Annotated in this window: 9 protein-coding genes and 2 pseudogenes; 8 read left to right on the top strand and 3 right to left on the bottom strand. The window is 69.9% G+C overall.

The genetic code is table 11. From position 1 onward, the window contains the following. Positions 1-39 precede the first annotated feature (39 nt). Positions 40-4,092 (top strand): beta-ketoacyl synthase N-terminal-like domain-containing protein, encoded by a 4,053-nt coding sequence (locus tag AB0C75_RS23215; RefSeq protein ID WP_362893594.1) that lies wholly within the window; start codon positions 40-42, stop codon positions 4,090-4,092. Between the two features lie 346 nt (positions 4,093-4,438). Here the strand turns inward: AB0C75_RS23215 and AB0C75_RS23210 are convergent, their stop codons facing one another. Beyond that, positions 4,439-5,302 carry a methyltransferase domain-containing protein gene (locus tag AB0C75_RS23210; protein WP_362893593.1) on the bottom strand — a complete coding sequence of 288 codons (864 nt, stop codon included), beginning with the start codon at positions 5,300-5,302 and terminating at the stop codon, positions 4,439-4,441. A gap of 1,163 nt (positions 5,303-6,465) precedes the next feature. Then, positions 6,466-7,377 (bottom strand): LysR substrate-binding domain-containing protein, encoded by a 912-nt coding sequence (locus AB0C75_RS23205; protein WP_362893592.1) that lies wholly within the window; start codon positions 7,375-7,377, stop codon positions 6,466-6,468. A 194-nt stretch (positions 7,378-7,571) separates the two neighbouring features. On the opposite strand from AB0C75_RS23205, the gene AB0C75_RS23200 reads away from it, so the two are divergent. From AB0C75_RS23200 to AB0C75_RS23185, 4 genes and pseudogenes are all read left to right on the top strand, one after another. Beyond that, complete coding sequence (locus AB0C75_RS23200) at positions 7,572-8,195, top strand: NAD(P)-binding domain-containing protein (RefSeq protein ID WP_362893591.1); 624 nt, start codon at positions 7,572-7,574, stop codon at positions 8,193-8,195. A 90-nt stretch (positions 8,196-8,285) separates the two neighbouring features. Further along, positions 8,286-9,209 (top strand): annotated as a pseudogene (locus AB0C75_RS23195) (SDR family oxidoreductase); the annotation flags it as partial. A gap of 27 nt (positions 9,210-9,236) precedes the next feature. Next, positions 9,237-9,617: a nuclear transport factor 2 family protein gene (locus AB0C75_RS23190; protein WP_362893602.1), complete on the top strand. Its 381-nt coding sequence runs from the start codon at positions 9,237-9,239 to the stop codon at positions 9,615-9,617. 219 nt (positions 9,618-9,836) lie between these two features. Then, positions 9,837-10,501, top strand: a pseudogene (locus AB0C75_RS23185) (NAD(P)-binding domain-containing protein). Between the two features lie 54 nt (positions 10,502-10,555). Here the strand turns inward: AB0C75_RS23185 and AB0C75_RS23180 are convergent. Continuing rightward, positions 10,556-11,314 carry an SDR family oxidoreductase gene (locus AB0C75_RS23180; protein WP_362893590.1) on the bottom strand — a complete coding sequence of 253 codons (759 nt, stop codon included), beginning with the start codon at positions 11,312-11,314 and terminating at the stop codon, positions 10,556-10,558. Positions 11,315-11,464: 150 nt separating this feature from the next. On the opposite strand from AB0C75_RS23180, the gene AB0C75_RS23175 reads away from it, so the two are divergent. From AB0C75_RS23175 to AB0C75_RS23165, 3 genes are all read left to right on the top strand, one after another. Beyond that, positions 11,465-12,100: a TetR/AcrR family transcriptional regulator gene (locus tag AB0C75_RS23175; protein ID WP_362893589.1), complete on the top strand. Its 636-nt coding sequence runs from the start codon at positions 11,465-11,467 to the stop codon at positions 12,098-12,100. Positions 12,101-12,588: 488 nt separating this feature from the next. Next, positions 12,589-13,326 carry a dienelactone hydrolase family protein gene (locus AB0C75_RS23170; RefSeq protein ID WP_362893601.1) on the top strand — a complete coding sequence of 246 codons (738 nt, stop codon included), beginning with the start codon at positions 12,589-12,591 and terminating at the stop codon, positions 13,324-13,326. Continuing rightward, positions 13,316-13,660 carry a hypothetical protein gene (locus AB0C75_RS23165; protein ID WP_362893588.1) on the top strand — a complete coding sequence of 115 codons (345 nt, stop codon included), beginning with the start codon at positions 13,316-13,318 and terminating at the stop codon, positions 13,658-13,660. The genes AB0C75_RS23170 and AB0C75_RS23165 overlap by 11 nt, the downstream gene beginning before the upstream one ends. Positions 13,661-13,742 lie beyond the last annotated feature (82 nt).

Below are 13,742 nucleotides of genomic sequence, written 5' to 3'. Positions count from 1 at the left end.
GGGACTTGCCGCGGCGCCGGACGAGAGGTCGAGGAGCAGATGGACGACAACGAGCACAAACTGCGGCGCTACCTGAATCTCGTCACGGCAGACCTCGTGCGGGCCCGCAAGCGGTCGGAGGAGCTTGAGCGGCGGGTCGACGAGCCGATCGCGATCGTCGGCATGGCCTGCCGCTATCCGGGCGGCGTCCGCTCACCGGAAGACCTGTGGGAGCTGGCGGTCACCGGGCGGGACGCGATCACCCCGTTCCCCCACGACCGGGGCTGGGACCTCGACTCGCTCTACGATCCCGATCCGGATCACCCGGGCACCAGCTACACCCAGCAGGGCGGCTTCCTGACCGACGTCGCGGACTTCGACGCGCAGTTCTGGGGCATCTCGCCCCGTGAGGCCACCGCGATGGATCCACAGCAGCGACTGCTGCTGGAGACATCGTGGCAGGCCCTCGAAAGGGCTCGGATCGATCCGCGCTCGCTGCACGGCAGCGAGACCGGGGTGTTCGTGGGCCCGAGTGTGACCGACTACGCGGCCCTGCTGGCGCGCTACCCGACCGGGTTCGAGGGGCTCCTGCTCGGCGGCCTGGCAGGAGCCATCATCTCAGGCCGGATCTCCTACCTTCTGGGGCTGGAGGGCCCGGCCGTGACCATCGACACAGGTTGTTCCTCGTCGCTCACCGCCCTGCACCTCGCGGCGGGAGCGCTGCGCGCCGGAGACTGCTCACTCGCCCTGGTCGGTGGCGTTTCCGTGTTGCCCACGCCGGGCCCGTTCGTCGAGTTCAGCACCCAGCGCGGGCTCGCTCCTGACGGCCGGTGCAAGTCCTTCGGCGATGCCGCGGACGGTACGTCCTGGGCCGAGGGCGTCGGCATGGTCGTGGTCGAGCGGCTTTCCGACGCCCGGCGCCGCGGGCACCCGGTCCTGGCAGTGCTGCGCGGCTCGGCCATCAACCAGGACGGGGCGTCGAACGGGCTGACCGCACCGAGTGGCCCGTCCCAGCAGCGGGTGATCCGCCGTGCGCTGGCTGCGGCCGGGCTCAAGTCCCGCGACATCGACGCCGTCGAGGCACACGGCACCGGCACGACACTGGGCGACCCGATCGAGGCCCAGGCACTGCTGGCCACGTACGGGCGTGACAGGCAGCCTGGTCGTCCGCTGTTCCTGGGGTCGCTCAAGTCCAACCTGGGCCACAGCCAGTCCGCCGCCGGAGTGGGCGGTCTGATCAAGACGGTGATGTCGCTCCGGCACGGCACACTGGCACCGACGCTGCACGCCGACCCACCGTCCACGGAGGTCGACTGGACGGCCGGCGACATCGAACTCCTGCAGGAGTCGCGGTCGTGGCCGGAGACGGAGGACCGGCCACGGCGTGCGGCAGTCTCCGCCTTCGGTATCGGCGGCACCAACGCGCACGTCATTCTCGAGGCGGTGCCCGAGGACGACGCCGGACGGGAGGGCGACGGCGTCGCGCACCGCACGCTCACGGCCGTTCCCTGGTCGGTCTCCGGCCGCACCGCGGCCGCGATGCGCGCCCAGGCCGCGCGGCTGGCCACCTTCCTGACGAACCGGGCTGAGCCGGCCGACCCCACCGACGTCGGATACTCCTTGGCCACCACGCGCGCCGCCCTGGACAACCGCGGCGTCATCGTGGCCGCCGATCGGGACGAGCTGCTCGCCGGGCTCGGCGCACTCGCCGGCGGCACACCGCATGCCGCGGTCACGACAGGCACCACGGCGCGCGGACGGCTGGCTTTCCTGTTCACCGGCCAGGGGGCGCAGAAGCTGGGCATGGGCCGCGAGCTGTACGCGGAGCACCCCGTCTTCGCCGAGGCGTTCGATGCTGTCTGCGCGCACCTGGACCGTCCGCTCGGCCGCTCACTGCGTGACCTGACGTTCGCCGAGGACGACCCGCTGGGCCTCGACCGCACCGGATTCGCCCAGCCGGCCCTCTTCGCCGTCGAGACCGCGCTGTTCCGGCTCGTCGAGTCGTGGGGCATACGCCCGGACTTCGTCGCGGGACATTCCATCGGCGAGGTCGTGGCCGCGCACGTGGCCGGGATCCTGTCGCTCGAGGACGCCTGCGCGTTGGTCGCCGCCCGGGCGCGCCTCATGCAGAGCATGTCGCCCGGCGGCGCGATGGTCGCGGTCCGCGCGGCCGAAGAAGACATCCTGCCGATGCTGGACCAGGTGACCGGCCTCGTGTCCGTCGCCGCGGTCAACGGCCCCACCTCGGTGGTGCTCTCCGGCGACCGGAAGACGCTCACCGGTGTGATGGCGAGACTCACCGATCAGGGCCTCCACCCGCGCGAACTGCGGGTGAGTCACGCTTTCCACTCACCGCTGATCGACCCGATCCTGGCCGACTTCCGCTCGGCGATCGAGAGCGTCTCGTACGCCGCGCCCCGCATCCCGATCGTGCCGCTCGCCCCGGGCGAGGCGGACCGGGGCGAGCGGATGCGTTCGGCGGACTACTGGGTCACCCAGGCCCGTGCGGCGGTGCGGTTCCACGACGGTGTCGTGCGCCTGAGTGAGGCCGGTGTCACCACCTACCTGGAGCTCGGGCCGGGCGGTGTCCTCTCCGCCCTCGGCCAGGACTGCCTGCCGCCGGCCGGTCCTGGCGCACCGGAGCGGGCCTTCGTGCCGACACTGCGTCAGGGCCGGGCCGAACCGGCCGCGCTGCTGGACGCGGCGGCCGCCCTTTTCGTCCGCGGTGTGCCGGTCGACTGGCGGGCCGTCTACGCGGGCACCGGCGCCGCCCAGCTCGACCTGCCCACGTACGCCTTCCAGCGCCGCCGCTTCTGGCTGGTCGATCACCTGCCGGCGGGGGCGAGCCTGCTGGCCGACCAGGGTGTCGTCGGCGGGACGGGCGCGCCGCTGCCGGACGCGGTGCCGGACGAGACCGTCACCGGGATTCCCTCCGTACGCGGCAAGATGGCCGATCGCCCGCGCCAGGAGTGGGCGGGGATCCTGCTCTCCGAGGTGCGTGAACAAGTGGCGCGGCTGATGGGCTACGACGCGTTCGAGGACGTGAACCCCCAGCGGGGCTTCGCCGAGCTGGGCTTCGACTCGCTGACCGCGGTCTGGCTCGTCGAGCGCCTGAGGGCCGTCACCGGTCTGGAGCTGTCCCGCACACTGGTCATCGACCGGCCGACGCCGCACGCCGTCGCCGCACATCTGGCGGACCGCTTCGCCTCGGTCGAGGACTTCGAAACACCACCGGCCCCCGCCGCACCGGCGCGTCCGACGCCATCGGGGGCGGGCGGGGCGACGCCGCCGGCGACCGATCCGCTGCCGGTCCTCTTCGCCCAGGCCTGCGCACAGAACCAGGTGAAGGACGGGTTGGAGCTGTTGGCCGTCGCCGCCCGGATGCGCGTGGGCACCGGCTCGCCGAAGATGCGGGAACCGGTCAGTTTCTCCCAAGGGTTCCCGGGTCCGACCCTGGTGTGCATCCCGTCCGTGATGGCTCCCTCCAATGTCTACCAATACGCTCGGATGGCCGACACGCTGCGCACGACGCACAACATGGCTGTGCTGCCGTTGGCGGGCTACGCCGACCAGGAGCTTCTTCCCCCGGCCCGAACCGACCTGGTGGCCGCGGTCGCTGAGACGGTGCTCAGCAACGTGACCGGCCCCTACGTCCTCGTCGGATACTCCTCCGGCGGCTGGATCGCACACGCGGCAGCCGCCCGGCTCAAGGATCTCGGCACCGCACCGGAGTCACTCGTACTGCTGGACAGCCACCTGCCCGGCAGTACGGGGCTGGCCGAGATCCAGGTCGGTCTGCTCGGCGACGCGTACGCCGCATGGACGGCGACGCAGCCGCTGCGCGGCGCCGAACTGACCGCGATGGCACACCACCTGCGACTGTTCGACGACTGGGCACCGACCGGCATCGGCGGCGTATCGACACTGCTGCTGCGCGCCACCGGGCGGATGGGCAGTCAGCCCCGCGCAGGCGAGCACCGGCAGGTCCAATGGGGTCCCGACCACGACGCCATCGATGTGCCCGGCACCCACCTGAGCATGATCGACGAGCACGCCGCGAGCACCGCCACAGCAATCAGCGGTTGGCTGGCCCGACGGCCCACCCGTCCCTGACACACCGACTCGGTCGTGCCGGGACGGCAGCAACCCGGCCGGCGCTGCCGTCAGTTCCGTACGGTCCGCACAGCGGCGCAGCAGCACCGCCCCGGCATGCCCGACCAGCCTCTTCCCCGTCAGCCGCTACGGACAGCCGACGGCCCACCACGCACTCCCGACCACCAGAAAGGTGCCGTTGACCTGCGGCGGATACGATCGGGACGCTCGCATCCTCGCAGGTCAACGGCACCTTTCCAGTCGGTACGGCAGCCGCCCTATTCGCTGAACACCCAAGGCCAACTGATCTCACCGAGTCCTGGCCGGGCCGGCACCACCGGTGACCGCGCGCCGGCCGGCACCGCGCCTACGGCATCTTGCGCGCCGTGGCCACCAGGTAGCCGAACTCTGGCATCGCGGAGATCGGATGCACCAGGACCTCGATCAACTGTCGGGCAGCGTCACCGAACTGCTCCTCCAGGTCGCTGCGGTGCTCGCTCGCGCCCTCGCCCATGATCTGCAGCGTTCGCTTCGTGTGCTCACTGACGTCCAGCAGTTCGTCCAGCTCCAGGCCCGCGCCGGTGATCAGCGCCTGGTAGTCGTCGATGCTGGGAAGTTCGACGATGGCGAACTTCGCCTTCGCGTCGTCGAGTATGTCCTGGTACTCCGGCCTGATCGGTTCACGCTGGCACGTGTCCGCGATCACCAGGCGGCCGCCGGGGCGCAGCACACGCCCCATCTCCGCCAGCGCGCGGGAGCGGTCCATGTGCAGGAGCGATTCGAACGCCCAGGCCACGTCGAACGAGGCGTCCGGGTAGGGCAGTGCCATCGCGTCGGCGTGATCGAACCGGACACGATGGGACAGGCCCGCCGCCGCGGCGCGGGCATTGGCCTCCTGCGCCTGTCCCGAGTTGATCGTGACGCCGGTGATGTCCGCCTCGACCGTACCGGCCAGGCGGAGCGCGGGCGTGCCGATACCGCAGCCGACATCGAGCATCCGCTGGCCGGGCCGCAGCCCCAGCTGCTCGATGAGCACGTCGGTGAGCCGGTCCGTAGCGACGTCCACGGAACTCTCGTCCTCGTCGGAAAGCCAGTATCCGTAGTGGAAGTTCTCACCCCAGAAACGCAGGAACATATGGGTGAACACGTCGTAGAAGTCCGATACCAACTCTGGCTTGATATCTATTTTGTCGGTCATGTCCTTCTTCTCCATGGCATGATCAGTCGACACGGACGAGCAGGATGTCCACACCGCGCAGAAGCAGCGTGGGGCTTTGACCCGAAATCTTGGAAACGGGCTACGGGCCATAGTAGTTGATATCGCGGCGGATAGCTCACGAAACGACGCTGGAGTACTGGTGCCCTGACTCGACAATTCATGTGCAGTATGCGGCGAGGGTATCGAGGATGTTGTCGGCGGTCTTCGTCCAGCACCGAAGGAAGGGGGTCGAGTTGGGCGCCGCCGACTCGGCGTCACAGAAATAGGGGTACCCAATTCGGCGTCGCTGCGATAGGGGTGGACGAATTTCACCCTTGCGGCTGGTCGTGCCGGTGCAGCCTCCGTATTCCCGGATTCCGGGTGGCGGCACGGGATGACCGGCAGGTGGTAGCTGCGGAACATCAGGACCTCGCGTTGCCCGGTGACGCCCCGCGGGGTGGTACAGCCGATCAACGGACCGGAACTCGCAGGTCACGGGGTGCGCTTCACCGGCTGGAGCACTCCCGGCGCCGACCGGGTGCCTTCACCTGCCGTTGCTCCGGCCCGTTGACCGGCACCGGGACCGGGCTGCCTCCTCCGAGAGCGGTGACTCCCGCACACGCCGCGGGTCGGGCTGGACCGAAGCCATCGAGCACCCCTTGGGCCCGAACTGGCCTTTCAGCAGGAATGGCTGCGCGGTGACCCCCTACATGCACAGGGAACGGGCACCCCTACTGGGCACGCACCACCCGGACACACACCCCAGCCGTTATCCCCTGAACCACTTCGTGGGACGTCATAAACCCCAGCCATACAAACCACAAAGGGCCCGAAAGTAGGTTGACGGTCCCCACGGACGATTGGCGTCGGCGATGGCACAGGATTTGAAGACCCTCGTGCCAGACCCGTGCCGGACCCGTGCCCGCGGATTCCTCGCGCCTCCCCCGGGCCGCGACGTGGCCGAGCTCACCGTGCAGGCGCCGATGGTTGCACCGGTCGACGCATTCGGCGACGGCGATCTCGATGTCGCTGATGCCGGTCCACGGTCCCTTGTTGCGGATGGTTCACAGCTGTGCCCTTCCGTGGGCGCCACGTGGCAACTCCTCGCCGGAGACGAAAGCGCACTCCCGGCACCCTCGCCTGGACGCGGTCAAGCGCGCGCTCTCCGTTGGCGCTGCTGTTGTCAGTCGAACTGCTCAACCGTGCTTTGCAGCGGCTTCGCCTCCGCGCTGCCACATTTCGTAGTTCCCACATTCTGCCGTGATCCCGGCCGCGGCCTGAGCCGCGGTGAAGAAGTCGTCGACCACCGGCGAGTTGCGCGATGCCGCCACCGCGAGGCACACCTGGTCGGGCGCCAGATCCGGGACGGGCACATAGGTGACGTCCGGATGTGAGTAGAACACGGTCGCCGAACGGGCCAGGAATGAGATGCCCCGGCCGGCCGCGACATGCTCGAGTGTCTCGTCCACCCCGCGCGCCGGGTACCCGGCGTCGGGGTGCGGGTGCCTGGTGGGCTGTGTGCTCGTGTCGGCATGCCAGACCAGCGGCTCACCGGCCAGGTCGGCCTCGGTGGCTTCCTCCTTGCCGGCCAACCGGTGGCCGGTGGGCAGCACCGCCACCCGTGGCTCGGCGTAGAGCGGGGCGACGCGCAGGCCGGTCTCGTCGATGGGCATCCGCACGTAGCCGACATCGATGCGGCCGTCGAGCAGCATCGGGGCCTGGTCGTCCCATTCGATCCGTCGCACGTCCACCGGAACGTCCGGGTGCCGGGCGGCGAACAGTTGTACCGCAGGGGCGACCGCGACGCCTGCCCGGAAGCCGACCATCAGCCGCCGGCTGCCCCGTGCGGCCGCGGTCACCCGGCGGCGGGCCGCGTGCGCGGAGGCCAGCAGCGGGCCGGCGTCGGTCAGCAGCTGCCTGCCTGCGTCGGTCAGCGACACGCCGTGGCTGTCCCTCGTCAGCAGCGGGGTGCCGAGATCCTTTTCCAGCGCGCGGATCTGCCGGCTGAGCACCGGCTGTGCGATGTGCAACTCATCGGCGGCGCGGCCGAAGTGGAGCTTGTCGGCGACGGCGACGAAGTAGCGCAACTTGCGCAGGTCCAGATCCATGATGCCTCCCCGTCCGGCGATGCCTCCAGGGTATCGCGGCCGCTGAAAGAGGTCTTGGACAGCGAATCAGGCCGATGGCAACCTCAGGAATCGAGCGCGTCCAGGCTCGTCGTCCGACGGCCGCGACCACACAACCGTTGATGACAACGGGGTCGGGATGGCGTCCTGTCCGACTCTGCAGAAGGCAGCACACCATGAGCAACATCAGCATCATCGGCCTGGGCGGCGTCGCCCGCGCCATCGGCGCACGAGCGATCGAGGGCGGCAACGCCGTCGAGGTCATCGGCCGCGACGCGGCCAAGGCCAAGGACCTGGCCGCCGCGCTCGGCGGCGGCGCCACGGCCGGGACATTCGGCGCCACCCCGGTCGGCGACCTCGTCGTCCTCGCCGTGCCGTACGCCGGCGCCGTGCCGGTCATCGCCCAGTACGGGGACGCTCTGGCCGGCAAGGTCGTCATCGACGTCTCCAACACCTCCAACGCCGACGCCACCGGGCTGGTCACCCCTGACGGCACTTCCGGCGCGCAGGAGATCGCCAAGGCCGTCCCGGCGAGCGCGCACGTCGTGAAGGCGTTCAATACCGTCTTCGGCCACATCCTGGCCCAAGGCGGCCCGCTGGACGTGCTCTTCGCCGGCGACGACGCGCGGGCCAAAGCGAGCGTGTCGGCGTTCATCGAGAGCCTCGGGCTGCGCCCGCTGGACGCCGGCGGCCTGGAGGTGGCGCGCTGGCTGGAAGGGACGGGCCTGCTGATGATCAGCCTGGCCCGCCACGGCGTGGGGAATTTCAACTTCTCCCTCGGCGTCGACCTTCCCGGCTGAGCGCACCCGCGCCACCACTTCTCACGCCACCTCGGTCGTTCCGGGGCGCGAGAGGAGCAGCCCCTCCCCCTACCCTCACATGGAGCAGCAGTGCGCGTTTTCGTCACTGGCGGGACCGGCCATTCCGGTTCGTACATCATCCCCGAGCTCGTCGCCGCCGGGCACGAGGTCACCGGCCTGGCCCGGTCGGACTCGGCTGCGGCGGCGGTGTCCGCGCTCGGCGCGAAGGTGCGTCGCGGCGACCTTCAGGACCTCGACGGGCTGAAGGAGGCCGCTGCGGATTCCGACGGCGTCATCCACGTCGCGCACAGGCAGGACCTGCTACCGTCCGGCGGGCTCGACGCGGTGGCCACTGCGGAGCTCCCGATCATGCTCGCGTACGGCGAGGCACTCGCGGGAACCGGAAAGCCACTGGTCGCGGCGGGGAGCATAGGGTCACCCGGGAACCTGGGCCGGCCGGCCTCCGAGGAGGACCCTGCCCTTCCCGGCGGCGTCGAGCACACGGGCACCCTGCGGGTTCGCAATGTCGTGGAAACCGCCGTGATCGACCTCGCCGAACGAGGAGTGCGGTCTTCGGTCGTGCGGATTGCCAACATCATGCACAGCACGACCGATGCCGGCTTCCTCCCCATGCTGATCGCGCTCGCGAAGGAGAAGGGCTTCGCCGGCTACCCCGGAGACGGTGCGAACCTGTGGAACGCCGTGCACGTCCGCGATGCCGCCTCGTTGTTCCGCTTGGCGCTGGAGAAGGGGCCGGCCGGCGCGTGCTGGCACGCGGTTGAGGACGGGGGCATCCCGTTCCGCGAGATCGCCGAAGCCATTGGCAGCCGTCTTGGCCTGCCCGCGGTGAGCGTTCCCGCGGACGTGCTGATGGCGCCGGGATACTTCGGGTTCCTCGCGAACGTAGTCACGCAGACCTACCCGGCGTCCAACCTCCTCACCCGCCGGACCCTCGGCTGGGAACCCGCTCGACCCAGCCTGCTCGCCGATCTGGACAACGGTCATTACTTCCCCGCCGGCACCTCGGCCGGCAACAACGATGTGGCGACGCTGGAGAAGTTCGTGTCCCGCATGCAAGCCGGTGACCTGGGTGGGGCCCTGGGGATGGTCGACGAGGAGGCGGTCTGGCAGGAGGCCGGGACCCTGCCCTGGGCAGGGCAGTGGCGAGGACCCGACGGGTTCGCACGACTGGAAGAAGCGATCAACGCTTCGGCAGAAATGACGGTGCGGGACTACGCCATCGTAGAAGCCGGCGCGGTGGTGGAGATGCGGCTCGACCTCGTATTCGTCTCCCGGAAGAGCGGGCGTCGACTGCCGATGGAGGTTGTGGAGCACTACACGGTGCGTGAGGGAAAGATCCACGGCGCGAACGCCTTCTACAAGGACACCCAGGCCGTCAACGACCTGGTCAAGCACGGCTGACGACGTGGTGCTCGCACAAGAGCTCACGGTGGTACCTGAGGGCGGACGCGGCCGAGGCGGACCACTTGCTTGGGTCAGTCGGCCTCGGCCTCCCCGAGCGGGGAGTGCGCTCTTCGGTCGTGCGGATTGCCGACTTCGCGCACAGCAAGGGACTCGAGGAGTCCGGCATATGACAGGGACACGGATCTACCGGAGGGGCCTGAGAACATGACGACGACTGTGGGATTCATCGGAAGCGGAAACATCGGCAGTACCGTCGCCCGGCTCGCCATCGAGGCCGGGCACCGGGTCGTGCTCAGTAACTCGCGCGGTCCCGAAACGCTCGCGGATACTGCCGCAGAACTGGGGCCGCGGGCGTCCGCGGCGACGAGCGGGGAGGCTGCGGCGGCCGGTGACATCGTCGTGGTCACGGTGCCGGTCAAGGCATTCCCCAACTTGCCCGCCGCGCCACTGGCCGGGAAGACGGTCATCGACACGTGCAACTACGGCCCCGAGCGTGACGGGCACATCCCCGAGCTTGACAGTAAGTCGCTCACCTCCAGCGGGCTGCTGCTGCGTTACATCCCGGACGCCCTGCTCGTGAAGGCGTTCAACAACATCTTCTTCAAGCACCTGCTGTCACTCGCCCGCCCGGCGGGGGCGGCCGACCGTTCCTACCTGCCGATCGCCGGTGACTCCGCGACGGCGAAGGCAGCGGTGACCGAGTTCATCGAATCCATCGGGTACAGCGTGGTGGACGCAGGACCGCTGGCCGACAGCTGGCAGCAGGCGACGGACACGCCGGTGTGGGGGCCCCGTACGGCCCGACCTCGAACGAGAAGGGCCGGCCGGCCGGCGAGGACGCCATCCGCGCGGCACTGGCCACCGCGATGCGGCAACCGTGAATTGGCGCGGGCCTCGGTAAAATCCGGCCGTGTTCAGGGCCCCCGCCCGGTCGCTCAGAGGAGGGCGCCGCCGGAGACCTCGATGCGCTGGGCGGTGGCCCAGCGCAGGCCGTCGGAGGCCAATGCGGCGATGGCGTCGCCGATCTCCTCAGGTTCGCCGACGCGGCCGAGCGCGGTCTGTCCGGCCAGGACCTGGCGCATCTCGGCGTCGTCCCGCATCGCTCCACCGTTGAAATCGGTGGCGGTCGGCCCCGGGGCGATGGAGTTGACCCGGATTCCGCGCGGGCCGAGTTCCGCGGCGAGGGTGCGGCTCAGGGCTTCGACGCCGGCCTTCGAGGCGGAGTAGACCGAGGTGGCGGGGCTGGTGTGGCGGGTCAGTGACGTCGAGACGTTGATGACGCGGCCGCCCTGGGGCAGCAGCGGCACAAGTGACTGGATGAGGAAGAACGTGCCCCGGACGTTGGTGCCCATCACCGTGTCGAAGTCGTCGATCGTGACGTCCTCCAGCGGTCCGAAGATCCCCACCCCCGCGTTGTTGACCACGATGTCGAGCCGCGAAGTACCCCAGCGCTCCAGCTGCTCGCTCAGTCCGGAGGTGAAGGACGCGAAAGAGGAGACGTCGCTGATGTCGAGCCGGAGAACAGCGGCAGCCCCACCCACCGCCTGCACCTGTTCCACCGTCTCCTCGGCCCCGGCCGCATCACCGCGGTGGGTTACCAGGACCCGCACCCCACGTCTGGCGAGAGCGATGGCCGCACTGCGTCCGAGGCCGCGATTCGCACCGGTCACCAAAGCGATCTTGTCAATCGTCATGAACTGTTCCTCCACCGCGCGGGCTACCGGAATTCACCCCGGACGCCACAGACAGGATGCGAGTCACCCGACTCGCCTACCCATGCACCGTAGGCAGGGGCAGCATGGTGAGTCAAGTGACTCGCCTCGGGTCTGCGGCATACTGTCCGCATGGCAGCAGAACTCTCCGCGCATCACCGCAGGCTCGCTCAGCAGAAACGCGAGGCGATCACCACCGCAGCCACAGAGCTGTTCCTGAATCGTGGCTACGACGGCACCTCACTGGCCCGGATCGCCGAAGCGGCCGGAGTCTCGAAGTCCACCCTGTTCAAGCGGTTCCCCACCAAGGCGGCCCTCTTCGAGGCCATCGTCAGCGAGTCCTGGCAGCGTGACTCCGGCGACGCTGTCGCGCGGCCACAGACCGGAGATCTGCGCTCCGGACTGACTACCGTCGGCCACCGCTACGCCGACCTGGTCGGCCGGCCCGGCATGACAGCCCTGTTCCGGATCGTCATCGCCGAACTGCCTCGTTTCCCCGAGCTGGGACGGATGCAGTTCCAGCTCGGCAAACTGCCCTACTTCACCTCCGTTCAGCATTACTTGGAATCCGAGCACGAGGCGGGCAACGCTGATGTCCCGGACGCCGCCAGCGCCGCGAACCAGTTCCTCGGCATGATCGCCAACTACGTCCTGTGGCCCCGCATGCTGCTGACCGACTGGAACCCCGCAGCCTCCGACATCCACGACGCCGTCGAACAGGCCGTCGAGACCATGCTCGCCAGATACACCCCCGACCCGCCGGCCTGACCCGAAGCCGGAAAGTTGACGTCGGCGCGCGATGCTCAACGTGCGCGACGGCTCCACTCTCCACTCGGCGGCGCCTGTCACTGCATCGTCTGCCGACAGGCGGATTCGAAGGGCTCGGCACAGGCGATCCATGACCGGCCGAGCCGGAATCGTTCCGTCACCCATGCGGCCGGCTCCCAAGCCCGGTCGGGTTCGCCGGCGACCGCCGACCCGACCGACGACTTCATCTCACGCGAACGAAACGATGGCGCCCCGGCCTGCGCCGCAACGGCCGGCCGGACGCCCGAACCGGCCGTGGCGAAGCCCGGAGCGACCGTGCTCCCCAGCTGGAGAATCTCGATCTCAGTGACCTGGTGGACGTGACCAGCTACCACGTCGGCATCCGGGAGAACATGGCCCTCGTCGCATTCCGGAGGGACACCCGCGCTGCTCTGCCGCTGGCAGAACACCCGCCGGACCGGGCTCGACGATCACTACAGTCCGGTCTCATGATGAGCATGACGACGCGTAGGGTCGAGTATCCGGCCGACGGTCTGACGATGATCGGGCACCTCGCGCTACCGGCCGGTGTCGACCGCCGGCCCGCGGTGTTGCTCGGACCAGAGGGCATGGGGCTCAGCGACGTCGAACGCCGCCGGGCGGACGCCCTCGCCGAACTGGGATATGTAGCGCTGGCCTTCGACCTTCACGGCGGTCGCTATCTGGGCGACCCCGAGGAGATGCTGGCCCGTTGCCTGCCGCTGCTCGCTGATCCCGACCGGATGCGGGGCATCGGCCATGCGGCGCTCGACGTGTTGCGCACCGAACCGCGGACCGACCCCGACCGGATCGCCGCCGTCGGCTACGGCACCGGGGGCGCCATCGGGCTGGAACTCGGGCGCGGCGGCGTGAGCCTGCGCGCGATCGGGACTGTCAACGCGACTACCACGGGCCGACCGGGCGAGTCGGCGCGCATTCGCTGCCCGGTGTGGGCCGGGGTCGGGTCGGAAGACCCGATCATGCCACCCGCGCAACGGAACGCGTTCACCGCTGAGATGCAGGCCGCGGGCGTCGACTGGCGCCTCACGGTCTACGGTGGCGCGTTGCACGCCTTCCACCACCCGACGGTCGACCACCCCACGGTCCCCGGCGCCGGCTACCACCCACAGCACGCGCAGCGAGCCTGGCGCGACGTCGTCGACCTGCTCGCCGAGTGCCTGCCGGTGACGGAGAAACGTGGGGCATGACCTCCTGGTCCGCCATGCCCGGCACGGCATCGACGCCCGGCGGGCGTACATCGTCGCGGACCTCACCCCGCGGCTGTCGAGCGCCGCCATAGCCCGGGTCGGCCTGGGCGGCGAGAGGGCCAGGGGCCGCACCGTCGCCCACAAGGCGTACGGGCCGCCAACCGGTGCCGACGACTTCCGGCGGGGCACCCCCGAAGCCCTCCGGGAGACGGCCGTCCACCGCACCGGCATCGTGGAGCGGTTCACGACGCGGATCACCAGACCGGCCCACCGCGCCGCCGACACCTCCGAGGACGGGGCGTCCTGTGGCTGGAGGACGTGGCCGACCACCTGACCACGGCACGGACGACGGAGGCGGCGGCGGCGGCGATCACCGCGATCAGCCGGCTGCACACGGCCCACGGCCGCGCCGGCCC

The organism is Streptomyces sp. NPDC048565 (genome assembly GCF_040650935.1).
Taxonomy (GTDB): domain Bacteria; phylum Actinomycetota; class Actinomycetes; order Streptomycetales; family Streptomycetaceae; genus Streptomyces.
The sequence above is the reverse complement of the archived record's forward strand: the minus strand, read 5'-3'. Positions and strand labels throughout refer to the sequence as shown.